This window comes from Ruegeria sp. BHSC276, assembly GCF_059612945.1.
Window position 1 is genome coordinate 179,993 of record NZ_JBXWRP010000007.1, and the last position, 22,558, is coordinate 202,550.

23 protein-coding genes are annotated in these 22,558 nt (G+C 64.2%); 7 read left to right on the plus strand and 16 right to left on the minus strand.

What is annotated here, in order from left to right:
* Positions 1-157: 157 nt before the first annotated feature.
* From AC2FMD_RS13365 to AC2FMD_RS13375, 3 genes are all read left to right on the plus strand, one after another.
* Positions 158-1,087, plus strand: coding sequence for a DnaJ C-terminal domain-containing protein (locus AC2FMD_RS13365; RefSeq protein WP_496742413.1), 930 nt, complete (start codon positions 158-160; stop codon positions 1,085-1,087).
* Complete coding sequence (locus AC2FMD_RS13370; protein WP_496742412.1) at positions 1,084-1,428, plus strand: hypothetical protein; 345 nt, start codon at positions 1,084-1,086, stop codon at positions 1,426-1,428. Before AC2FMD_RS13365 ends, AC2FMD_RS13370 begins: the two co-directional genes overlap by 4 nt.
* Before the next feature lie 84 nt (positions 1,429-1,512).
* A complete protein-coding gene (locus AC2FMD_RS13375) occupies positions 1,513-3,192 on the plus strand; it encodes a U32 family peptidase (protein WP_496795108.1) in 1,680 nt (559 codons plus the stop codon).
* Here AC2FMD_RS13375 and AC2FMD_RS13380 read toward each other — a convergent pair.
* The 5 genes from AC2FMD_RS13380 to AC2FMD_RS13400 all read right to left on the minus strand — a co-directional run bounded on the left by AC2FMD_RS13380 (position 3,174) and on the right by AC2FMD_RS13400 (position 6,605).
* Positions 3,174-3,794 carry a cytochrome P460 family protein gene (locus AC2FMD_RS13380; protein ID WP_496680705.1) on the minus strand — a complete coding sequence of 207 codons (621 nt, stop codon included), beginning with the start codon at positions 3,792-3,794 and terminating at the stop codon, positions 3,174-3,176. The two genes, AC2FMD_RS13375 and AC2FMD_RS13380, sit on opposite strands and share 19 nt — an antisense overlap.
* Before the next feature lie 217 nt (positions 3,795-4,011).
* Complete coding sequence (gene rlmN / locus AC2FMD_RS13385; protein ID WP_496680704.1) at positions 4,012-5,199, minus strand: dual-specificity RNA methyltransferase RlmN; 1,188 nt, start codon at positions 5,197-5,199, stop codon at positions 4,012-4,014.
* An 84-nt stretch (positions 5,200-5,283) separates the two neighbouring features.
* Positions 5,284-5,604: a lysozyme inhibitor LprI family protein gene (locus AC2FMD_RS13390; RefSeq protein ID WP_496743590.1), complete on the minus strand. Its 321-nt coding sequence runs from the start codon at positions 5,602-5,604 to the stop codon at positions 5,284-5,286.
* Positions 5,605-5,743: 139 nt separating this feature from the next.
* Positions 5,744-5,911 carry a hypothetical protein gene (locus AC2FMD_RS13395; protein WP_496680700.1) on the minus strand — a complete coding sequence of 56 codons (168 nt, stop codon included), beginning with the start codon at positions 5,909-5,911 and terminating at the stop codon, positions 5,744-5,746.
* Between the two features lie 157 nt (positions 5,912-6,068).
* Positions 6,069-6,605, minus strand: coding sequence for an invasion associated locus B family protein (locus AC2FMD_RS13400; RefSeq protein WP_496680697.1), 537 nt, complete (start codon positions 6,603-6,605; stop codon positions 6,069-6,071).
* Positions 6,606-6,784: 179 nt separating this feature from the next.
* On the opposite strand from AC2FMD_RS13400, the gene AC2FMD_RS13405 reads away from it, so the two are divergent.
* Positions 6,785-7,783: an asparaginase gene (locus AC2FMD_RS13405; RefSeq protein ID WP_496680696.1), complete on the plus strand. Its 999-nt coding sequence runs from the start codon at positions 6,785-6,787 to the stop codon at positions 7,781-7,783.
* A 3-nt stretch (positions 7,784-7,786) separates the two neighbouring features.
* On the opposite strand, the gene AC2FMD_RS13410 is transcribed toward AC2FMD_RS13405, so the two are convergent.
* The 8 genes from AC2FMD_RS13410 to hutI all read right to left on the minus strand — a co-directional run bounded on the left by AC2FMD_RS13410 (position 7,787) and on the right by hutI (position 15,114).
* A complete protein-coding gene (locus tag AC2FMD_RS13410) occupies positions 7,787-8,107 on the minus strand; it encodes a YciI family protein (protein ID WP_496680694.1) in 321 nt (106 codons plus the stop codon).
* A gap of 19 nt (positions 8,108-8,126) precedes the next feature.
* Positions 8,127-8,564, minus strand: a complete 438-nt coding sequence (locus tag AC2FMD_RS13415) for an SRPBCC family protein (RefSeq protein WP_496743412.1) — start codon at positions 8,562-8,564, stop codon at positions 8,127-8,129.
* Entirely contained in the window at positions 8,552-8,881 is a 330-nt protein-coding gene (locus tag AC2FMD_RS13420) for an ArsR/SmtB family transcription factor (RefSeq protein WP_496743410.1), read from the minus strand. The genes AC2FMD_RS13415 and AC2FMD_RS13420 overlap by 13 nt, the downstream gene beginning before the upstream one ends.
* A gap of 50 nt (positions 8,882-8,931) precedes the next feature.
* Positions 8,932-9,810, minus strand: coding sequence for a phosphoserine phosphatase SerB (gene serB, locus AC2FMD_RS13425; RefSeq protein WP_496743409.1), 879 nt, complete (start codon positions 9,808-9,810; stop codon positions 8,932-8,934).
* A gap of 72 nt (positions 9,811-9,882) precedes the next feature.
* Positions 9,883-11,565 carry a urocanate hydratase gene (gene hutU / locus AC2FMD_RS13430; RefSeq protein ID WP_496743407.1) on the minus strand — a complete coding sequence of 561 codons (1,683 nt, stop codon included), beginning with the start codon at positions 11,563-11,565 and terminating at the stop codon, positions 9,883-9,885.
* Positions 11,562-12,377, minus strand: coding sequence for an N-formylglutamate deformylase (gene hutG / locus AC2FMD_RS13435; protein WP_496743406.1), 816 nt, complete (start codon positions 12,375-12,377; stop codon positions 11,562-11,564). The genes hutU and hutG overlap by 4 nt, the downstream gene beginning before the upstream one ends.
* Positions 12,374-13,912 carry a histidine ammonia-lyase gene (gene hutH / locus AC2FMD_RS13440; protein ID WP_496743405.1) on the minus strand — a complete coding sequence of 513 codons (1,539 nt, stop codon included), beginning with the start codon at positions 13,910-13,912 and terminating at the stop codon, positions 12,374-12,376. Before hutH ends, hutG begins: the two co-directional genes overlap by 4 nt.
* A 2-nt stretch (positions 13,913-13,914) precedes the next feature.
* The gene (gene hutI, locus AC2FMD_RS13445; protein WP_496795109.1) at positions 13,915-15,114 is read right to left on the minus strand and encodes an imidazolonepropionase; all 1,200 of its coding nucleotides are present in this window, start codon (positions 15,112-15,114) and stop codon (positions 13,915-13,917) included.
* A gap of 81 nt (positions 15,115-15,195) precedes the next feature.
* On the opposite strand from hutI, the gene AC2FMD_RS13450 reads away from it, so the two are divergent.
* The 3 genes from AC2FMD_RS13450 (at position 15,196) to AC2FMD_RS13460 (ending at position 18,896) form a co-directional block, all read left to right on the plus strand.
* Positions 15,196-16,557, plus strand: coding sequence for a formimidoylglutamate deiminase (locus AC2FMD_RS13450; RefSeq protein ID WP_496743402.1), 1,362 nt, complete (start codon positions 15,196-15,198; stop codon positions 16,555-16,557).
* 28 nt (positions 16,558-16,585) lie between these two features.
* Complete coding sequence (gene hutC / locus AC2FMD_RS13455; RefSeq protein WP_496688571.1) at positions 16,586-17,290, plus strand: histidine utilization transcriptional repressor HutC; 705 nt, start codon at positions 16,586-16,588, stop codon at positions 17,288-17,290.
* Positions 17,291-17,378: 88 nt separating this feature from the next.
* Positions 17,379-18,896, plus strand: coding sequence for a malonate--CoA ligase (locus AC2FMD_RS13460; protein WP_496743400.1), 1,518 nt, complete (start codon positions 17,379-17,381; stop codon positions 18,894-18,896).
* Here AC2FMD_RS13460 and AC2FMD_RS13465 read toward each other — a convergent pair.
* From AC2FMD_RS13465 to AC2FMD_RS13475, 3 genes are all read right to left on the minus strand, one after another.
* Positions 18,784-19,521, minus strand: coding sequence for a metallophosphoesterase (locus AC2FMD_RS13465; RefSeq protein WP_496743399.1), 738 nt, complete (start codon positions 19,519-19,521; stop codon positions 18,784-18,786). The genes AC2FMD_RS13460 and AC2FMD_RS13465 overlap by 113 nt on opposite strands.
* Positions 19,522-19,681: 160 nt before the next feature.
* Positions 19,682-21,277: a phosphoglycerate dehydrogenase gene (gene serA, locus AC2FMD_RS13470; protein ID WP_496680671.1), complete on the minus strand. Its 1,596-nt coding sequence runs from the start codon at positions 21,275-21,277 to the stop codon at positions 19,682-19,684.
* A gap of 68 nt (positions 21,278-21,345) precedes the next feature.
* Entirely contained in the window at positions 21,346-22,500 is a 1,155-nt protein-coding gene (locus AC2FMD_RS13475; protein WP_496743398.1) for a phosphoserine transaminase, read from the minus strand.
* Positions 22,501-22,558 lie beyond the last annotated feature (58 nt).

Genomic DNA, 22,558 nt, shown 5'->3' on the forward strand with positions numbered 1-22,558 from the left:
GTTCGAAACATGCGGATAGTATCAGGATGCCGGAATTTTTCGAGAGAATTCAATCTCCTCGGTATTCGGCCTTGTTGAAATTCCATGACACGACACAATCTGAAGGGTTAACTGCCAACAACATCCACTGGCGAAACCAATCAGAAACGAGAGATACATGAGCGACGATCCATATTCGGTTTTGGGCGTCTCGAAAGACGCCAGTGCTGCCGAAATCAAAAAAGCCTACCGGCGCATCGCCAAAGACTGCCACCCCGACCTCAAGCCCGGCGACGCCAAGGCCGAGGCCAGATTCAAGGCCGCCGCTGCCGCCTATGACCTGCTGAAGGACCCCGAAACCCGGGCCAAGTTCGACCGGGGCGAGATCGACGCCTCTGGCCAGGAACGCCCGCAGCAGCAATACTACCGCGAATATGCCGAAACCGCGGGCAACCCCTATCGCTCGGGCGGTGGGGTCGAAGACGACGACATGTCCGACATCTTTGCCCAATTCTTCGGCAACCGTGGCAACGGTGGCTTCAGCGGTGGGCGTGCGCGCGAGTTTCATGCGCCTGGTCACAATGTGAACTACAGCCTGCAGATCAGTTTCCTGGATGCCGTCTTTGGCGCCATGCAAAAGCTGACCCTGCCCAATGGCGACCGAATCGAGGTGAAGATCCCCGCCGGCATCACAGACGGCCAGACCATCCGCCTGCGCGGCAAGGGCGCGCCGGGCTATGGCGAGGGGCCACCGGGTGACGCGCTGGTCACGATCCGCGTGGCCGAACATCCGGTATTCAAGCGCGAGGGTGACGACATCCGCATCACCCTGCCGATCACCATCGACGAGGCCGTTCTGGGCGGCAAGGTCCCCGCGCCCACGATCGACGGCCGGGTGAACGTGATCGTGCCCGAGGGCACCAGTAGCGGCAAGACCCTGCGTCTTCGGGGCAAGGGCGTCAGGAAACGCGGCTCGGACAAACGCGGCGACCAGCTGATCGAGCTGAGCGTGGTGATGCCCGAAAAGATCGACGACGAACTGAAGCAGTTCATCCAGAACTGGCGCAATTCGCACAGCTATGACCCGCGGAAAGGAATGCCGGCATGACCCGTTCTCTGACCGAAGCCGAACTGATCGAAGCCGTCCAGAACCTGACCTCGGAGCGGTTGTCCCGTTTCCTGTCCGCCCGGATCGTGATCCCGCGCCAGTCCGACCAGGGGCTGGTCTACGAGCGGCTGGACATGGCGCGCCTGCAACTGGCCTGCGAGCTGGACGACCAGTACGAGATGGAGCCCGACGCCCTGTCGATGGTGCTGTCGCTGATCGACCAGATGCACGGTCTGCGGGCGGAACTGCGCGAGGTGCTGCGCGCCATCGACGCCCAACCCGACCCGGTGCGCAACCAGTTGGTCGAACGGATCGGAACAGCGCGGTTCCGTCGCGGTTAGAGCCTGCGTGCAAGGCTGGTTTGCCCTTCTGGAGCCGGTGGTTTTGCCTTAGAAGGCGCCATCGAGTCGGAACCGGGTGCTGCGATGACACGGACCAAGTCGGAATTGCTGATGCCTGCGGGCAATCTGCGCAAGCTGAAACTGGCCATCCTGTACGGGGCGGACGCGGTCTATCTTGGCACGCCCGACATGTCCCTGCGCACCAAGTCCGAGTTTTCGCTGGACGAGGTGATCGAAGGGGTCGCGTTCTGCCACGCGCATGGACGCCGCGCCTATCTGACGCTGAACCTGTTCTCGCACAACAAGGACATCCCCAAGCTGGACGAATACATCGACACCGTGCGCAAGGTGCGGCCCGACGGGTTGATCATCGCCGACCCCGGCGTGTTCCAGTACGTGCGCGAACGCGCGCCGGAACTGCCGCTGCATATCTCGACCCAGGCCAATATCTGTTCGTGGCTGTCGGTGAAGTTCTGGCAGGATCAGGGGGCCGAACTGGTGGTGCTGGCGCGCGAGGTCTCGTACCCCGAACTGGTCGAGATCCGCGAGAAATGCCCCGACATCCGGCTCGAGGCCTTCGTGCACGGTGCAATGTGCATGACCTATTCGGGCCGCTGCCTGCTGTCGAACTTCATGGCCGAGCGCGGCGCCAACCAGGGCAACTGCGCCAATTCCTGCCGCTGGAACTATGCGCTGAAGCTGCGCCTGAAGGACGGCACCCATCAGGAACTGCGGATCACCGAGGAAAACGCCGACCTGTTCGAATTCCTGCTGGAGGAAGGCTGCCGCCCGGGTGAACTGATGCCGATCGAAGAGGATGATCGCGGCTCGTACATCCTAAACTCGCGCGATCTGTGCATCATGCCCAAGCTGGACGAATACCTGAAGATCGGTGTCGACAGCCTCAAGGTCGAGGGGCGCGGTAAGTCGGAATATTATGCCGCCATCGTCGCGCGCGCCTATCGCATGGCCATCGACGACTATTATGCCGACCCCGAGAACTGGGACCCGAAACCCTATATGCGCGAGTTGGAGACCGTGGGAAACCGCGGCTATACGCTGGCCTTTCACGAGGGGCGGCTGACCAATTACGCGCATGATTACGAGCACACCGCGACCATCGCCCAATGGGAATATGCCGGGCTGGTGACCGACGTGACCGAGGATGCGTTCCTGGTCGAGGTGAAGAACAAGCTCGAACCCGGCGACGTGCTGGATTTCGTCTCGCCCATCTCGCGCGAGACGGTCCTGCTGCGCGTCTACGAGTTCGAACGCGCCAGCGACGGAGCCAAGCTGGACGTGGTGCATGGCAGCACGAAAACCGTGATCCGCCTGCCGTTTGCCCTGTTCGATCACGAAGACCCCGACGACCTTCGCGCCCGCTTCCCCGTATATTCGGTCCTGCGTAAGGAACGCGCCCTGACCGACGAGCACTGGAGTCGCATCCGCTTTGACAAGCTGGTGCAGGGGTTGGAAACCTCGGGGCGCGACAATCCCGCCGCCTATGCCCGCCGCCGGGACGAGCTGGTGGCGAAGATTGGCCAAGACGGCACCGCGCGCCGGTTCAAGACCAACCGCGTGGGCACCGAGGGTTGCTGCGGCAAGGGGTGCAACGGCTGCCTGATCTTCTGGCAGGATGACAAATACGCGCTGGCGCGCGAGGTTCTGTCGAAACGCAAGCAGGGTGAACAGCTCAGCCGGCGCGAGGCCGCCGCCCTGAAACTACCCGGTGACGCGGCCCGCGATCAGTTGCCGACGCGGTAATCCTCTGGCACGAAGAACGTATAGTCGCGGTCAGCGACCGCTTCGTGGCAGACATGGCAATAGGCAACCGCCCCCGCGCGATCCCCCATCGTGTCGCCGAACAGCGACCCGTCGGGCATCACCATGACATAGCGCCAGTCGGCGGTGTCGGGGCTGGTGCCTTCTGGCAGTTTCTCCATCACGAACAGGGCGCCGGGATGCACCCGGCCCTCATCCGTGACGGTCATGCTGTCCTTGGCCAGGACCGAGCCCACGGGCAAATCTTCCCCCGGTTGCAACGTGCCATAATTGTGGGCCATCCGGTTGGCATAGCTGTTGACGTAGCGCTGCCCATGCGTGGCCGACAGGTACGGTGCGTCGTTGAACAGCGGCCAGTGCTGATAGTTCATCAGTTGATCCAGATGCGCGGTGGCATATCCGCGATCCATCTGTTTCTTCAGGGCGCGATAATGCTGCTGCGCGTCCTCTTTGCTCAGCTCCGCCGGGTTCTCGATCGCCAGATGCGCCTCGGTCTCGTTGGATTGCGCCCATGAAATGGCGGCGCCCGATGCCACCAACGCGGCGGTCATGCAGATCGTTGACAGTTTCGTCAGTGCGTTCATGTATTGGCCCACCCTGTTCAAGGATTGCCTGAATTCCGCAGATTTCCCCGACAAATAGGAGCGGACTGGTCGAAACGCACCAGAAAACGGACTGTCCAACTCACCGTCTTGTGCGCAGATTTCACGTGCGCGCCACAGCGCACGTCTCATGGCTCAAGACTACCAAATCCGGCGATAAAATTACAGACCATTTGCCCGCGAACCCGCGGGCGTCGAATCAACCTTTCAGCCCGGCCTCGGCCTCGATCTGGCGGCGCGATTTGCGGGCGCGCTCGGTGGCCGATTTCAACTGACCGCAGGCGGCCATGATGTCGTCACCCCGCGTCTTGCGGATGGGCGAGGCGTACCCGGCCTGATAGATGATGTTGGCAAAGGCCCGGATCCGGTTGTTCGAGCTGCGCTTGTAGGGCGCGCCCGGCCATTCGTTGAACGGGATCAGGTTGATCTTGGCCGGAATGTTGTGGCGCTTGATATGGTCGATCAGGCGATGGGCGTCCTCGTCGCTGTCGTTCACGCCGTCCAGCATCACGTATTCAAAGGTGATCCGCTCGGAATTCGACGCGTTGGGATAGCTGGCCAGCGCCTGCAGCAGTTCCTCGATGTTCCAGCGCTTGTTGATCGGCACCAGAACGTCGCGCACCTCGTCTGTGGTGGCGTGGAACGAGATCGCCAGCAAGCAACCGATCTCTTCCGCCGTGCGGGCGATCTCGGGAACCACGCCCGAGGTCGACAGGGTGATACGCCGGCGCGACAGAGAAATGCCCTCGGGGTCCATCGCGATCTTCATCGCGTCGCGGACGTTTTCGAAATTGTAAAGCGGCTCGCCCATGCCCATCAGCACGATGTTCGACAGCAGGCGCGTCTCGTTCTTGGGCGCGCCCGGGGTGGGCCATTCGTCCAGATCGTCGCGCGCCATCATCACCTGACCGATGATCTCGGCGGCAGTCAGGTTGCGCACCAGCTTCTGCGTTCCGGTGTGGCAGAACGAACAAGTCAGCGTGCAGCCCACCTGCGACGAGATGCACAACGTGCCGCGATCCTCTTCGGGGATGTAGACGACCTCGACCTCGTGCCCACCGGCGATGCGCACGAGGTACTTGCGGGTGCCGTCGGACGAGATCTTGCGGGTGACGACCTCGGGGATTTCGATCACGAAATGCTCGGCCAGCTGCGCGCGATAGGCCTTGGCCAGATTGGTCATCTGGTCAAAGTCGCGCACACCCCATTGATAGATCCACTGCCAGATTTGGTTCACCCGCATCTTGGCCTGCTTTTCCGGGGTGCCGTGTTCGATCAGAACCTCGCGCAGCCGGTCGCGGGTCAGACCGACAAGGTTGATCTTTCCCTCGGGCAGTTTGCGGGGAATGGTCACGACATCCTGGGTGATCGGCGCTTTGGCGGTCATGGTGGTTCTCGGGCGTTCTGGCTTGGGATGCGCCTCTATATAGGAACGTCGGCAAAGATCAAAAGGATTCGTGAAACCCAGGTGTCAGTTCACGAACCGCAGCAGTTCGGTCACCCGGGTCCGCCCCAGCTCGACCCGGCACGAGGTGATCGCGATACCCGTTCCCGATCCACCACCATAGGACGCACCCACCGCCTCGCATTGCGCGTCGCGATAGGCCTGCCACGCGGCTTGAGAGGCCTCGAGCGCAGGCAGCGCGACGGTGCGCCCGGTGACCTCGTCCAGTTCCTTCGCAGCATCGGCCGCGAGACCGAAGGCCTGCACCAAAGCGGCCTCGACATTTGTTTCGGCCTGACCGACGCAGGCGCCGATCTCAACCTGCGATCCGGCATCGATGCATTCCAATGCGGGGTCCGCGAAAACCGATGCCGGCACACATATCACTGCCCAAACCCAACGCATGGCTAACCCTTTCATCGCTGTGCACTGAAACGAACGTTAGCACGGCAGAAGGGTTTGGGCACGATTCATGCGTCCGTTGCGATTACAGCCCCGCCGGCGGGATGTAACAATCCTCGGCGTCCAGTTTCTTGACTGGATCGTTCGGGCCGCACTGCTCACCCGTGACCGGATAGGTGTCGGCGGATTTCTCGCAGGCGCTCAGAACGGCGGCGGCAGCGACCAGAAGAACAAGGAATGGTTTGGTGGTCATGGCGTGGCTCCTTTGGTTTGAACTGAACCGGATTGTTCAGGTTCAGGCCGCTTCGGCCTTGATACGGATCAAATCGAGCCGGCGACGTAGCGGAAACCTGCACCGAAAAAAGCTCCGCCGGATGGGCGGAGCTTTGGCATGGAGCCAAGAACGGTTCTTACTGCTGGGTGCAGCGTTTCTCGGCCTCTTCGATGGCCGCGGTGAAGCCCAGCAGCGAAAAGGTGTCCTTGGTCTGGGTTCCGCGCGCCGACCGGGCGGTCAGAACGGCTTCGGTGCCGCGTTTCATCGCGGTCACGATCTTGGCGTCATCCGCGGCGCTGGCCGGCCACGCCCATTCGCCTTCGGTGAACAGCTCGAATTCGTTGTCGTCGATCTTCAGGTTGACGGTCGATCCCGGCGCAAACGGGTATCCGCCGGTAAAGGTGACCTGCCCTTTGACCTCGGCATTCGGACGGTAGAACACGAACAGCAGAATGTCGCTGCGCCGCACCGACACGACCCGCCCGCCGCGGGTATTCACCGTTTCCTTGGGCGCCGAGACGCTCCAGCATTCGGTCGGATCGTCCTCGACGAAGACGCTCCAGTCGGTCTTTGCCGCCACCCGGTTCGTGCTTGTCGCCTGCTGGGCGATTGCGGTCGTGGCCATCCCCGCCACGCAAAGGCCCGCGATCACGCGGACGAGCTTCGATCTCATCTGTTCAGCCTCCTGGCTCGACCCACACCTCAACTCCACCCCGGATGGCCGCGAACCCTGACGGTCCGTCTGTTGCAGTTGCGCATCCGGATGATTGCCGACATACACACACTAACGCAGGTTTCGCCACAGGCGAAAGGGCGATTGGCAGAATTTTGCGCACATTCCGGAGGGACGACATGACGCAACCCGTACCGATGACCGAACTATGGCGCGGACCGCTGTTGGAGAGCCTTCATCTGGGCCATGCGGTGATCTGCGACGACAGCGGTCAGATCGTGCGCAGTTGGGGCGATCCGAATGCGGTGATCTATCCGCGGTCGTCGGCCAAGATGATCCAGGCGCTGCCGCTGGTCACCTCGGGCGCGGCGGCCAAATACGGGCTGGGCTCCGAGCACCTAGCACTGGCCTGCGCCTCGCACAATGGCGCGGCGATCCATACCGAGCGCGTGACCGCCTGGCTGGATCACTTGGGCCTGTCCGAGCCTGATCTGCGCTGCGGCCCGCAGGAGCCGGCCGACATGGCCGCGCGCGACGGCCTGATCCTGGCCGATGACACGCCCTGCCAGATCCACAACAACTGCTCGGGCAAGCATTGCGGGTTCCTGACCCTGGCCCGGCACATGGGGGCAGGCCCCGAATATATCGAGATCGACCACCCCGTGCAGCAGGCCTGCCTGTCGGCCTTCGAAGAGACCACGGGCGAGGACAGCCCCTGCTACGGGATCGACGGCTGCTCGGCGCCCAATTTCGCCACTTCGCTGGTGGGGTTGGCGCGGTCGATGGCGTGGTTTGCCTCGGCCGGCGACCGGTCGGACCGGGCCAGCGATGCGGCCCTGCAATTGACCCGGGCGATGGTCGCCCACCCCGAGCTGGTGGCCGGGGAAACCCGCGCCTGCACCGAACTGATGCGCGCGATGAACGGGCGTGCCGCGATCAAGACCGGGGCCGAGGCCGTATTTGTCGCGATCATCCCGGAAAAGAAGATGGGCGTGGCGTTGAAGATCACCGATGGCGCCACCCGCGCCAGCGAATGCGCGATCGCCGCCATTCTCGTCAGCCTCGGCGTGCTCGAAGCCGATCACCCGGCCACGCGCAAATTCATGAACGCCACGCAATACAGCCGCCGCGGGCTGGAATGCGGCGTGATCCGCCCCGCGCCGGGTTTCCCCGGGTAAGGGTCACATCTCGATCTCGTGGATCTCGGCCACCTCGACCGAGCCCGAGCCGTTGACCACCATGGGGCAGCCCTTGGCCATCTCGGTGGCGGCTTCGATGCTGTCGGCCTTGACCACGGTAAAGCCTGAGGCCGGGTTGGCCCCGCCATTGTCGGTCACGCCATCGGCGCTGACGGTATAAGATTGGCCCACCGGGTTGCCGGGGATTTCCAGCGCCGGCCCCATGTTCTGGAACCACGCGCCCCAGGCGGCCATGGCGGCTTCGATCTCGGCCGGGTCGGTCGGCGTGGTGCCACCGTGGTAGACAAACAGGTACTGAGGCATTTTCTGGTCTCCCTTTTGGTCAGACGGGGTTGGCAAGCCGGGCTTCCAGCTTGCGCAGCGACGAGGTCCAGCCGCTTTCATGATTGGCCGAGACCTCGTCATCGCCCAGATCGCAGTGATCGAGGATCAGGCGCGCCCCGGTGCCGGTCGGCTCGACCGTCAGCGTTACATGGCTCTCGGCGCCGCGTTGGTCCTGGTCGTCATGCCAGCCCCAGGTGAACCCGACCGAGTTCGGCGGGTCCACATGGGTCACATGCCCGGACACCTTGAACCGCTGCCCGTCGCCATTGACCATGACCGAATACCACGGACCAAGGCGCGAGAAATCCAGGTCGTGCTCCGGCACCTCGACCCCTTCAGGGCCCCACCACTGCAACAATCTGGTTCCGTCGCTGATCCAGACGAACAGGGTTTCGGCGCTGACCGGAAAGTCGCGCACCAGCTTCAGGTCGGCCATGAGGGGTCCTCCTGCAGAATGTCGCCCAGGCGGTCCAGGCTGGCCTCCCAGAACTTGCGTTTCGAGATGGTCCATTCGGCAATCGCCCGCAGCCCCTCGGGGCGGATCGAATAGATCCGCTGGGTGCCGTTGACGCGCTGGCTCACCAGCCCGGCCTGCCGCAAAACCTTCAGGTGCCGGGAAATGGCCGCGCCGGACATACCCTTGCCCCGGGCAAGGTCGCCTGCGGGCAGTTCGCCCTGATCCATCAGTTGTTCAACGATCGTGAATCGGGTCGGGTCGGACAGGGCCGAAAAGGCATAAAGCAGCGAGTTCATGCCCATTGCTTAACGCGAATGTTAAACAATGAAAACCCGAAACCGTCGGATCAGCCCTGCGCAAAATCCGATCGGGCATATCCCTGCAGATACAGCAGCGAGGTCAAGTCGCCATGGTTGATGCGCACGTCGCATTGCGCGGCGACCGAGGGTTTGGCGTGCAGGGCCACCCCCGTCCCGGCACGCTCCAGCATGCCCAGATCATTCGCCCCGTCGCCCACGGCGATCACCTCGGCCTCGGAAATACCCAGCCGGGCCGAAATCTGTTCCAGCGCCTCAACCTTGGCCTGACGGCCCAGGATCGGGCGCTGCACGTCACCTGTCAGCTTGCCGTCCGCCGCCAGCAGCGTGTTGGCGCGGTTCTCGTCAAAACCCAGCAGCTCGGCCACGCGGGCCGTGAACGCGGTGAACCCGCCCGAGACCAGCGCGGCATAGCCGCCATTGGCCCGCATCGTAGCAACCAGTTCTCGGCCGCCCGGCATCAGGGTGATGCGCTGGTTCAGCACCCGGTCGATCACCGACACGTCCAGCCCCTTCAGCAGGCCCACCCGCTCGGTCAGCGCGCCTTCGAAATCCAGTTCGCCATTCATGGCGCGGGCAGTGATGTCCTTGACCCGCTCGCCCACCCCGGCCTCGTCGGCCAGTTCGTCGATGCATTCCTGCTGGATCATCGTGCTGTCCATGTCGGCCAACAGCATCTTCTTGCGGCGGCCCTCGGCCGGCTGCACCGCCAGATCGACGCCTAGTTTCTGCAGGTCGGCCCAGACATCCCAGCGGTTTTCCGGAACCGCCGGCAGAGTAAATTCGGCCGCCTCGTCGGGGCTCAGCCACTGGATGTCGCCCCCACCCCAGGCATTGCGCAACGCGTCGATCAGCGCCCCGTCCAGCGACGGCGTCTTGGGGTTGGTCAACAGGGTGGCTACGTACATCTTGATCCTCCGGAAGCCTGCCCTGCGCATATCGCAGGCGCAGCATTTCCGCCAGAGGCCAATTCCGCGCCGCTACCCCAGAATGCCCGGCAGGCGCAGCCCGTGTTCGCGGGCGCAGTCCTTGGCGATGTCATAACCCGCATCCGCATGGCGCCACACGCCCGAGGCCGGGTCGTTCCACAACACCCGCTCCAGCCGCCGCGCGGCGTCCTCGGTGCCGTCGGCGCAGATCACCACGCCCGCGTGCTGGCTGAAGCCCATGCCAACCCCGCCGCCGTGATGCAGCGACACCCAGGTCGCGCCGCTGGCGGTGTTGATCAATGCGTTCAGCAGCGGCCAGTCCGACACGGCGTCGGACCCATCCAGCATCGCCTCGGTCTCGCGGTTTGGGCTGGCGACCGAGCCGCTGTCCAGGTGATCTCGGCCGATGACGACCGGTGCGCTCAGCTCTCCATTCGCGACCATCTCGTTGAAGGCCAGCCCGGCCCGGTGCCGGTCGCCCAGCCCGATCCAGCAGATCCGCGCGGGCAGACCCTGAAACGCGATCCGGTCACGGGCCATGTCCAGCCAGCGATGCAGATGCTCGTTCTCGGGGAACAGCTCTTTCATCTTGGCGTCGGTCTTGTAGATATCCTCGGGGTCGCCCGACAGCGCGCACCAGCGGAACGGGCCGATGCCACGGCAGAACAGCGGGCGGATATAGGCAGGGACGAATCCGGGAAAGGCAAAGGCGTTCTCCAGCCCCTCGTCCTGCGCCACCTGCCGGATGTTGTTGCCGTAATCCAGCGTCGGCACGCCCGCGTTCCAGAAATCGACCATCGCCGCGACATGCTGCTTCATCGAGGCGCGCGCGGCCTTTTCCACCGCTTTAGGGTCTGTTTCCCGCTTTTCGCGCCACTGCGCCAGAGTCCAGCCCAGCGGCAGATACCCGTTGATCGGGTCGTGGGCGCTGGTCTGGTCGGTCACGATGTTGGGGCGCATCCCGCCCGCGGCCATGCGGCGGTAAATCTCGGGGAAGATCTCGGCCGCATTTCCCAGCAGACCCACGGATTTCGCCTCGCCCGCCTTGGTCCAGCGGTCGATCATGGCGAGCGCCTCGTCCAGCGTTTCGGCCTTCTCATCCAGGTATTTGGTGCGCAGACGGAAATCGATGCTGTCGGGGTTGCATTCCACCGCCAGACAGCAGGCCCCGGCGAAGACTGCCGCCAGGGGCTGTGCCCCGCCCATGCCGCCCAGCCCACCGGTCAGGATCCATCGCCCGGTCAGGTCGCCGCCATAGTGCTGGCGCCCGGCCTCGGCGAAGGTTTCATAGGTGCCCTGAACGATGCCCTGCGTGCCGATATAGATCCACGACCCGGCCGTCATCTGGCCGTACATCATCAGGCCCTTCCGATCCAAATCGTTAAAGTGGTCCCAGGTCGCCCAATGCGGCACGAGGTTGGAATTGGCGATCAGAACCCGCGGCGCGTCCTTGTGCGTTCGGATGATCGCCACCGGCTTGCCGGACTGCACGATCAGGGTCTCGTCGGCCTCGAGATCCTTCAAACTGGCCACAATAGTGTCGAAATCTTTCCAGGTTCGCGCCGCACGGCCGATGCCGCCATAGACTACCAATTCGTGCGGGTTTTCGGCAACGTCGGGGTGGAGGTTGTTCATCAGCATCCTCAACGGGGCCTCGGTCAGCCAGCTTTTGGCATTCAGGTCCGGCCCGGTCGGTGGAAAGACGTCACGGGTGTTCTTGCGCGGGTCACTCATTTCGGGGCTCCTTTTTCGGCCAGTGCGCCCGACAAGGCCAAGGCGCGCAGGCGGTCAAGCATCTCTTGCAGGTGCGGGCGCAGGCGTTCAGCCCGGTCCGCGCGCCAGGTCCAGGGCGGGGTCTCGTCCATATAGGCGCGTTGGGCGATCTCCATCTGGATCACATGTATACCCTTGTCTGGGCGGCCATAGTGCCGGGTGGTCCAGCCGCCCTTGAATCGGCCGTTCAGCACCGCGGTACAGCCCGACGCCTGAGCCACGGCATCCACCGCCTGCGCGATCTCGGGTGCGCAGGTGGTGCCGTCATTGGTGCCCGTGTTGAACACCGGCAACTCTCCGTCGAATAGGAAGGGGATCAGGGACCGGATCGAGTGGCAGTCGAACAGGATCACCACGCCATGCCTGGCCCGCACCCGCTCCAATTCTTCCTGCAACGCGGCGTGATAGGGAGCGTGGAACTTTTCGCGCCTCTCCTCGATTTCATCTTCCGACGGTTCCTGTCCTTCCAGCCATATGGGTTGCCCGTCGAAATCGGTCAGCGGCACCAGGGTCGTCGTGTTCTGCCCCGGATAGAGCGACACGCCCGCCGGATCGCGATTGGCGTCGATCACATAGCGGTGCACGCGGGACTGAACCACCGTCGCATCGCTCAAGAGCCCTTGATAGAGCCTGTTTATGTGCCAATCCGTGTCGGCCAACGCCCGGCCGGTCTGGTTCAGGCGCGCATGGATCTCCTCGGGCACGAAGGTTCCGCCATGCGGTTGGCCCAGCACGATCGGGCTCTGCCCTTGCTGCACCTCGACCACGATCATGCCGTCACCTCCGGGAGCGGTACGCCCAGCGCCTCCAGGATCGCGCCGCTGGCCACAAGATCCTTGGCCTGTTCCAGTTCCGGGGCCAGGTACCGGTCATCGGCCAAAGGCGGGATGTCGGCGCGCAGCCGCGCAATCACCCGCTGCAAGGGCGCGCTGGTGACCAGCGGGGCGCGGAACTCGACGCCCTGAGCGGCGCAGAGCAGCTCGATCCCCAGAATGTGGTTGAGGTTTTCCACCATACGCGTCAAACGCCGCGCACCGTGGGCGGCCATCGAGACGTGATCTTCCTGGTTGGCCGAGGTGGGCGTGCTGTCGGTGACGCACGGGTTGGCCAGATGCTTGTTTTCGCTCATCAGCGCGGCGGTCGTGACCTCGGCGATCATGAAGCCCGAATTCAGACCCGGGTCGGGGGTCAGGAATGGCGGCAGGTCGAAGCTGAGAGTCGGATCCACCATCAAGGCGATCCGGCGCTGCGCGATGGCACCGATCTCGGACAAGGCCAGTGCGATCATGTCGGCGGCAAACCCCACCGGTTCAGCGTGAAAATTGCCGCCCGAGACGATCATGTCGGGATCGGACAGCACCAGCGGGTTGTCGGTGGCCGCGTTGGCCTCGGTCTGCAAGGTCGCGGCGGCCTGCCGGATTACGTCGATCGCGGCACCGGTGACCTGCGGCTGACAGCGGATGCAATACGGGTCCTGCACGCGACTGTCACCCTCGCGATGGCTTTCACGGATTTCCGACCCCTGCAACACGGCGCGCATGGCGCTGGCGGCCTCTATCTGGCCGCGATGACCGCGCAGAGCGTGAATCTCGGGTTGAAGCGGCGCAGTGGACCCCATGATGGCATCGGTCGAAACGGCCGAAACGACCAGCGCGTTTTGCGCCGCGCGCCAGCCTTCGAACAGGCCCGCCAAGGCGTAGGCTGTCGAAAACTGGGTGCCGTTGATGAAGGCCAAGCCCTCCTTCGGCCCCAGCTGAACAGGCTCTAACCCGGCTTTTTTCAAGGCTTGGGCGCCCGGCATGACCGTACCGTCCAGCTCGGCTTCGCCTTCGCCGATGACCACCGCCGTCATGTGGGCCAGCGGCGCCAGATCACCCGAGGCCCCCACCGAGCCCTGCGCCGGGATCACCGGGGTCACGCCACGGGCGAGCATCTGTTGCAGCAGGTCCACCAGCGCCCACCGCACGCCGGATGCGCCGCGCCCGAAGGACAACAGCTTGAGCGCCATCATCAGGCGCGCCAACCGCCGCGGCACCGCCGGGCCAACCCCGCAGCAATGGCTGAGGATCAGGTTGCGCTGCAGCGCCGAGGTGTCCTTGGCCGCGATCTTTAGGCTGGCCAGCTTGCCGAAACCGGTATTCACGCCATAGACGGGCTGGTCACCGGCGGCGGCCTCGGCGATGCGAGCGGCGGCGGCCTCGACAGCCGGGCGACAGCAATGATCCAGAACCACCGGCGTTTCGTTCCAGTAGATGTCCGCCAGTTGGGCCAGCGAGACCTGCCCCGGAACCAAGGTCAGAGCGCTCATGCCTACCCTCCGAAAATGCGTGCGTGCAGCGGGTTGAACCCGATCCGATAGGCCAGCTCGGCCGGGTGAGAGACGTCCCAAACGGCCAGATCCGCCCGCTGGCCCGGCGCAATCGTACCGGCATCGGCCAGCCCAAGCGCGCGGGCGGCATTGCGGGTGACCCCGGCCAGCGCCTCGACCGGGGTCATGCCAAACAGGGTGCAGCCCATGTTCATCGACAGCAGCAGCGACGTCAGCGGCGAGGACCCCGGATTGCAATCGGTGGCCAGGGCCATCGGCACCCCGGCCTTGCGGAACAGGTCGATCGGCGGGGCCTGCGTTTCCCGCAGTGTGTAGAACGCGCCGGGCAGCAGAACCGCAGTCGTTCCGGCCTCGGCCATGGCGTCCACCCCTGCGGCGTCCACATATTCGAGATGATCGGCCGACAGGGCGCCGTAGGACGCCGCCAGCCGGGCCCCGCCCAGATTCGACAATTGCTCGGCATGCAGCTTGACCGGCAGCCCCAGCTCACGCGCGGCGTCGAACACCCGCGCGATCTGAGCCGTATCGAAGGCGATTCCCTCGCAGAACCCGTCGACCGCGTCGACCAGCCCCTCGGCATGGGCCGCACGCAGGGTCGGGATGCAGACCGTGTCGATATAGGAATCCGCGCGCCCGGTGAATTCGGGCGGGATCGCATGCGCGCCCAGAAAGCTGGTCATTACCCGAACCGGGCGCAGCTGCGGGATCTGACGGGCCACGCGCAACATGCGTAGCTCCGCTTCTGGCTCCAGACCATAACCCGACTTGATCTCGATGCAGGTCACCCCTTCGGCGATCATGGCATCGACGCGGGGCAAGGCGGTGTCCAGCAACTCCTGCTGGCTGGCCGCGCGAGTGGCCGCCACCGTGGACAGGATACCGCCACCGGCCCGGGCGATATCGGCGTAAGAGGCACCGTTCAGACGCATCTCGAACTCGGCGGCGCGATTGCCGCCAAACACGACATGGGTGTGCGGGTCGATCAGGCCCGGCGTGATCAGGCGATCCCGGTAATCAATGACCGGGCCGGCCTGTCGCGCCAAGGGGTCCTGCCAAGATCCCACCCAGTCTATCCGGTCGCCGTTCAGCACGATGACGGCATCCTCGATCAGGCCATAGGGCGACGCGCCTTCGGCCATGGTCGCAACGTGCTGACAGCGGAGGACAGTTTTTTCGGCCATGGCGATTCTTTTGGACTCCCGTTGCAGTTGGATTTTTCGTATACGGGTAAAAATCTAAAGTCTACACAAATTGAACGCAGTATGATGATACACGCAAAAACCGCTTTGTTAGGCTCTAATTGGGTTCCGAACCTGCGGGTGGAAATCACCGAAGGGCGGATTGCCGGGCTGCAGGCCAACGTCCCGCCCGCGCCCGGTGATACATGCGTCGATCTCTTGCTGCCGGCCCTGTCGAACCTGCACAGCCACAGCTTTCAACGCGCCATGGCCGGGATGACCGAGACCCGGACCGCTGGCCGGGAAAGCTTCTGGAGCTGGCGGCAGCTGATGTACCGGTTTCTGGAGAACCTGACGCCTAGGCATATCGAGGCCATCGCCGCCCTGACCTTCCTTGAGATGCAGGAGGCCGGATATGCTGCGGTCGGCGAGTTCCACTATGTCCATCACCAACCCGGCGGCGCGCCCTATGCCGATCTGTCCGAACTGAGTCAGCGCATCTTTGCCGCCGCGCAGCAGACGGGGATCGGGCTGACCCATCTGCCGGTGCTCTATACCTTTGGCGGAGTCCGGCAAGAGGCTTTGACCGGCGGGCAAATGCGGTTCGGCAACGATCTGGTCCGCTATCTGGACCTGCTCGACGCGACCCGGGACCGGGCCCGACAGGCCCCGGCCGACACCGTTGTCGGCATCGCCCCGCATTCGCTGCGGGCCACCCGCCCCGGCGACCTTTGCGCCCTGATCGACAACGTCCCGGACGGCCCTGTTCACATCCACATCGCCGAGCAGGTGAAAGAGGTTCAGGACGTGCAGGCCGCTTTGGGCAGCCGTCCGGTGGAGTGGTTGCTGAACACCCTGCCGGTCGATGACCGCTGGTGCCTCGTCCACGCCACCCATATGACGCCCGGCGAAACCCGGGCCCTAGCACGGTCGGGCGCCGTGGCGGGGCTGTGCCCGATCACCGAGGCCAATCTGGGCGACGGTATTTTCGAAGGTCCGACCTTTGTTGGTGAGAACGGGAGGTTCGGGGTTGGATCAGACTCTAACATTCGGATTTCGCTGCCCGAGGAACTGCGGACCCTCGAATATTCGCAACGTCTGCGCGACCGCGCCCGGGCGGTTCTGGTGCGGGGCGAAGGCTCGGTCGGGCACGCCCTGTATACAGGTGCGGCCCAAGGCGGCGCGCAGGCGCTTGGGCGCGACGCCGGCGAAATCGCCCCAGGCAAGCTGGCCGATCTGGTGGCCATCGACCGCGCGCACCCGACCCTGTGCGCACTGCGAGACGACCAACTGCTGGACGGGCTGTGTTTCGCGGCCCCCGACGGGCTGGTAACCGATCTGTGGTCGGCCGGCCGCCACACGGTCCGCGCCGGGCGCCACGTCGCGCGCGACACGATCATCCCCGCCTATCGCCGGGCCATTGCCGATCTGCTGTCCCGAGTCTAATCAACTCCAACACCAAGCCGAGCGCCCTATGACCCAAAGCCCCGAGACCACCAGCTACAAGGACATCAAACAGACCGTGCTAGGCCGCATCCGTTCCGGCGAATGGCGGCCCGACACACTGCTGCCCAACGAAGAGGAACTGGCGGTCGAGTTTTCCTGCACCCGCACCACGGTGAACCGCGCGCTGCGCGAACTGGCCGAGGAGGGTTTCCTGGAACGCCGCCGCAAGGCGGGCACCCGCGTGTCCAGCGCCCCGCAGCGGCAGGCCCGCTTTACCATCCCGCTGGTACGCGACGAGGTCGAGGCCATGGGCGGCACCTATAGGTATGCACTGGTCTCAGCGCTGACTGAGACCGCGCCAGAATGGCTGGGGGCGCGGCTGGCGCTTACACCGGGGCAGCGCGTGGTGCATGTGCGCTGCATGCACTATTCCGGCAACACCCCCTTTCAGTTCGAGGACCGCTGGATCGTCATCGACAGCGTGCCGCAGGTCGAACAGGCCGATTTCTCCGCCATCGGCCCGAATGAATGGCTGGTGCAGACGGTCCCCTTCACCAATGTCGAACTGTCCTTTCTGGCCAGCCGGGCCGACGCCACGCTGGCCGGTTTTCTGGACGTGACCGAAGGCGAGCCGGTCTTTACCGCCGAACGCATCACATGGCTGCAGGGCGCACCTGTGACGCTGGCCAAGATGTATTTTGCCGCTGGCTATCGCATGACCACCCGGCTCTGATGCAAAAAGGCCCACAACAGGGTCTTTACCAGCGGCGCAATCCGATACAGGGTCCGGATCGGCAGCACCGCAATCAGGAGGACCCGAAATGGCCAACCCGCTTTATGATCGTCTGTTCGGCATCCATGCGGGCAAAGACACGCCGTTTCTGCATCTTCCGGACGGCCGTACGCTGACCCATGCCGCGTTTCTGGACATGGCGGCGCGGGTGGCCAATGCGCTGACGGGGCTGGGGCTGGAACCGGGCGACCGGGTGGCGGTTCAGGTCCACAAATCGCCCGAGGCGCTGGCGCTGTATGCGGCCTGCGTTCAAGCCGGGCTGATCTTTCTGCCGCTGAACACCGCCTATACCGGCGCCGAGCTGAGCTATTTCATCGATAACAGCGGCGCTGCGCTGGTGGTCTGCGATGCGGGTACGCTGTCCGAACTGGAGCCCATTGCCCACAGCCATGGCGCGCGGGTCGAAACGCTGAACGCCGACGGCTCGGGCAGCCTGATGCGGCGCGCGCTGGGGATGCTGCCGGCGTTTGAACCGGTGCGCCGCACTTCAAACGATCTGGCCGCGTTTCTCTATACCTCGGGCACTACCGGGCGGTCCAAGGGCGCCATGCTGACGCAGGCGAACCTGCTTTCGAACGCCGAAACGCTGGTGCAGGAGTGGCGCTTCACCGCGGATGACGTGTTGCTGCACGCGCTGCCGATCTTTCACACCCATGGCCTGTTCGTGGCCACCAATGTCATGCTGTCGGCCGGCGGGTCGATGATCTTTCTGCCGGGCTTCGATCTGGACGACATCCTGCGCCTGATGCCCAAGGCCACCTCGATGATGGGGGTGCCGACCTTCTATACTCGCCTCCTGAACGACGACCGATTCACCGGGGATCTGGCCCAACACATGCGGCTGTTCATTTCCGGCTCGGCGCCGTTGCTGGCCGAAACCCACACGCGGTTCGAGCAACGCACCGGCCACCGGATCCTGGAACGCTATGGCATGACCGAGACCAACATGAACACCTCGAACCCCTATGACGGCGAGCGCCGCGCCGGGACGGTGGGCTTTCCGCTGCCGGGGGTCGAGTTGAAGATCACCGACCCCGAAACGGGCGATCCGCTGCCGCAGGGCGAGATCGGCATGATCGAGGTGCGCGGCCCGAACGTGTTCAAGGGCTATTGGCAGATGCCCGAGAAAACCGCTGCCGAGCTGCGTGAGGACGGGTTCTTCATCACCGGTGATCTGGGCCGCATCGACGCTGACGGGTATGTGCATATCGTCGGGCGCGGCAAAGACCTGATCATCTCGGGCGGCTACAACATCTATCCCAAGGAAATCGAGCTGGTTCTGGATGAACAGCCCGGCGTGCTGGAAAGCGCAGTGATCGGCGTGCCGCACCCGGATTTCGGGGAAACCGTTCTGGGCATACTGGTGCCCGAGGCCGGCGCGGCACCGGATCTGGGTGCGATCATGGATGCGGTGAGCCAAAGCCTTGCCCGTTTCAAACATCCCCGCAAGCTGATCCTGCTGGACGAATTGCCCCGCAATACGATGGGCAAGGTGCAGAAAAACGTTCTGCGCGAGACCTACAAGGACATGTTCGCGGGCGGCTGATCAGGGGCGCAGCGGCACGCGCCCGGCTTCGGTCAGCAGCCAGCAGTCGCGCCCCCCGAACACGGCGACCCCCGGTTTGGCGGCCATAGCCCGCGCCGATGTCCAGGTTGATGCGGTTCCTGTAATGTGTGGGGTGGTCCACCACCGTGTGGCCATGCACGATCAGCTTGGGGTGCGGGGTCTGACGGGCGTGAAAGCTCTGACGGAGCCAAACCAGATCATCCTCGGCCTGCGCGCTCAGCGGCACGCCCGGCCGGATGCCGGCATGAACAAAAGCAAGCTCGGGGGTCTGGTGCTTCCGCACTAGGTCGCGCAGAAATGCCTTGTGCGCAGCCGGCACCGCCGCGTGAGCCGCGCGATGCACATTCTGCAGCCGGATGCGATCTTCGAATTCGACACCATAGCTGCGCAGGGTTTCGGTTCCGCCCAGCCGCGCGTGCAGCAAGTGGTAGCCGACCAGAAGATGCGGATCATGGCACAGCTCATCCTGCAGGAACCACGCGAACATCCGGTCATGGTTGCCCAGCAGCAAGACCCAGTTTCGCCCCGCGTCGCGCCCGGCAATCAGCCGGTCCAGCAGACCCCTGCTGTCGGGGCCCCGATCGACGTAGTCGCCCAGAAACACGATCCGCGCATCGCGTCCGCCATCCTGCTCGATCAGGGACAGGGCGCGGTCATGCCGATGTCTCCGTTCCGGGCCGGGTTGGATTTGCGGGCCTTTGCAACGACAACGCCTGCACCGGGCGGGTGCAGGCGTCAATCGCTTTCATCCGGGTCTTGCCGGATCAGATCACGTCGAACTCCAGCGGCTTGATCTGGGTGAACAGCCCGGTTTCAGCCAGCTTGGCGCGGGCTTCAGCCGGAACCGGCTCGTCAACATACAGCAGCGCGATCGCCTCGCCACCCGCCTGGGCGCGGCCCAAGGTAAAGTTGGCGATGTTCACGCCATGCTCGCCCATGGTCTTCCCCAGGGTGCCGATGATGCCCGGCACGTCCTCGTTGGTGGTGTAGAGCATGTGCGCGCCGACCTCGGCATCAATGTTGATGCCCTTGATCTGGATGAAGCGCGGCTTGCCGTCGCTGAACACGGTACCCCCGATCGAGCGTTCGCGCTTGTCGGTCACCACGGTCACTTTGATATAGCCCTCGAAGGCGCCCGACTTGTCCTGATTGGTGGTCGAGATCTTGATGCCACGCTCTTTGGCCACGACCGGGGCCGAGACCATGTTCACCTCGGGGTTCGAGCGCTTCATGATCCCCGCTACCACCGCGCAGTTCAGCGCCGCCAGGTTCATCTGCGCCGCCACGCCGTCATACAGGATGTTGATTGCCTTGATCGGCTCGTCGGTCATCTGGCCGATGAAGCTGCCCAGATGGCCGGCCAGCTTGATCCAAGGCCCCATGACCTTGGCCTCTTCGGCGGTGACGCTGGGCATGTTCAGCGCATTCTCGACCGCGCCGGTCAGCAGATAGTTCGAGATCTGCTCGGCCACCTGCAGCGCCACGTTTTCCTGCGCTTCGGTAGTCGCCGCGCCCAGATGCGGGGTGCAGACCACGTTGGGCAGGTCGAACAGCGGGTTTTCCTTGGCCGGCTCTTCGCTGAACACGTCGAAGGCTGCTCCCGCGACATGGCCGGATTTGATCAGTTCGGCCAGCGCCTCTTCGTCGACCAGACCGCCGCGGGCGCAGTTGATGATGCGCACGCCCTTCTTGGTCTTGGCCAGATTCTCGCGGCTGAGGATGTTGCGGGTCTGGTCGGTCAGCGGCACGTGCAGGGTGATGAAATCGGCCCGCGCCAGCAGCTCGTCCAGCTCGACCTTTTCCACGCCCATCTTGTCGGCCTTCTCCTGGCCCAGATAGGGGTCATAGGCGATGACCTTCATCTTCAGGCCATGCGCCCGGTCACAGACGATGCCGCCGATATTGCCGGCACCGATCACGCCCAGCGTCTTGTTGGTCAGCTCGACCCCCATGAATTTGGACTTTTCCCACTTGCCCGCATGGGTGCTGGCATTGGCCTCGGGGATTTGACGCGCCACGGCGAACATCATCGCGATGGCGTGCTCGGCGGTGGTGATCATGTTGCCGAACGGCGTGTTCATCACGATCACGCCCTTTTTCGAGGCGGCTTCCTTGTCGATATTGTCGGTGCCGATGCCGGCGCGGCCGATCACCTTCAGCTTGTCGGCCTTTTCCAGGATCTTCTCGGTGACCTTGGTGGCGGAGCGGATGGCCAGGCCGTCATAGTTGCCGATGATCTCGGCCAGCTTTTCCTTGTCCTTGCCCACGTCGGGCATGAAATCCACGTCGATGCCGCGGTCACGGAAGATCTGAACCGCGGTTTCGCTGAGCTTGTCGGATACGAGTACTTTGGGGGCCATGTGCGTGGTCCTTGAATGGAATGATAACTCCGGGCCGGACACGGCCCGGATCTTGTAAGGGAAAGGGGTCAGGCGGCTTCGGCCTGGGCTGCGATCTCGGCCTCGAACGCCCATTTCAGCCAGGGTAGCATTGCCTGGATGTCGGACGTCTCGACCGTGCCGCCGCACCAGATGCGCAGCCCGGCCGGCGCATCGCGGTACGCGCCGATGTCCAGCGCCACGTTCTCGGCCTCCAGCCGCTTGGCGACCGCCTTGGCAAAGTTTGCGCCGTCGCGAATGCGCGGATCGGTGAATTTCAGGCAGACGCTGGTGTTCGACCGGGTGGCCGGGTCCTCGGCCAGGTTGTCGATCCAGTCGTTCTGGTCGCAGAATTCGAAAATCGCCTGCGCATTGGCATCGGCGCGGGCGATCAGGCCCTGCAGCCCGCCGACCGAGCGGGCCCAGTCCAGCGCGAACAGGTAATCCTCGACCGCAAGCATCGACGGCGTGTTGATGGTTGCGCCGGTAAAGATGCCCTCGATCAGCTTGCCGCCCTTGGTCAGGCGGAAGATCTTCGGCAGCGGCCACGCAGGGGCATAGCTTTCCAACCGCTCGACCGCGCGGGGGCTGAGGATCAGCATGCCATGCGCGGCCTCGCCACCCAGAACTTTCTGCCAGCTGAAGGTGGTGACATCCAGCTTGTCCCAGGGCAGGTCCATCGCAAAAGCGGCGCTGGTGGCGTCGCATATGGTCAGGCCGGCGCGGTCATCGGAGATCCAGTCGCCATTCGGAACCCGCACGCCCGAGGTGGTCCCGTTCCAGGTAAAGACCACGTCATTGTTGAAATCGATGGTCGCCAGATCGACGATCTGCCCGTAATCGGCGGTTTTCACCTCGGCGTCGATCTTCAGCTGTTTGACCACGTCGGTGACCCAACCCGCGCCAAAGCTTTCCCAGGCCAGCATCTCGACCTTGCGTTCGCCCAGCAGCGACCAAAGCGCCATTTCCACCGCACCCGTATCCGAGGCCGGAACGATGCCGATACGATAGTCGGCCGGAATGCCCAGCACTTCGCGCGTGCCTTCGATCGCCGCTTTCAGCTTGTCCTTGCCGATGGCGGCGCGGTGCGACCGGCCCAGCGCGGCACCGGCCAGCTTGTTCAGCTCGAATGTGGGGGGTTTGGCGCAGGGGCCCGAGGAAAAACGCGGATTGGCCGGCCGCGCTGCCGGTCGTTCGATGGTCATTGGTGTTACCCTTCCAGATATACGCCCCTCGTTGGGGAGGGGTGTCCCGCGGCCAGAC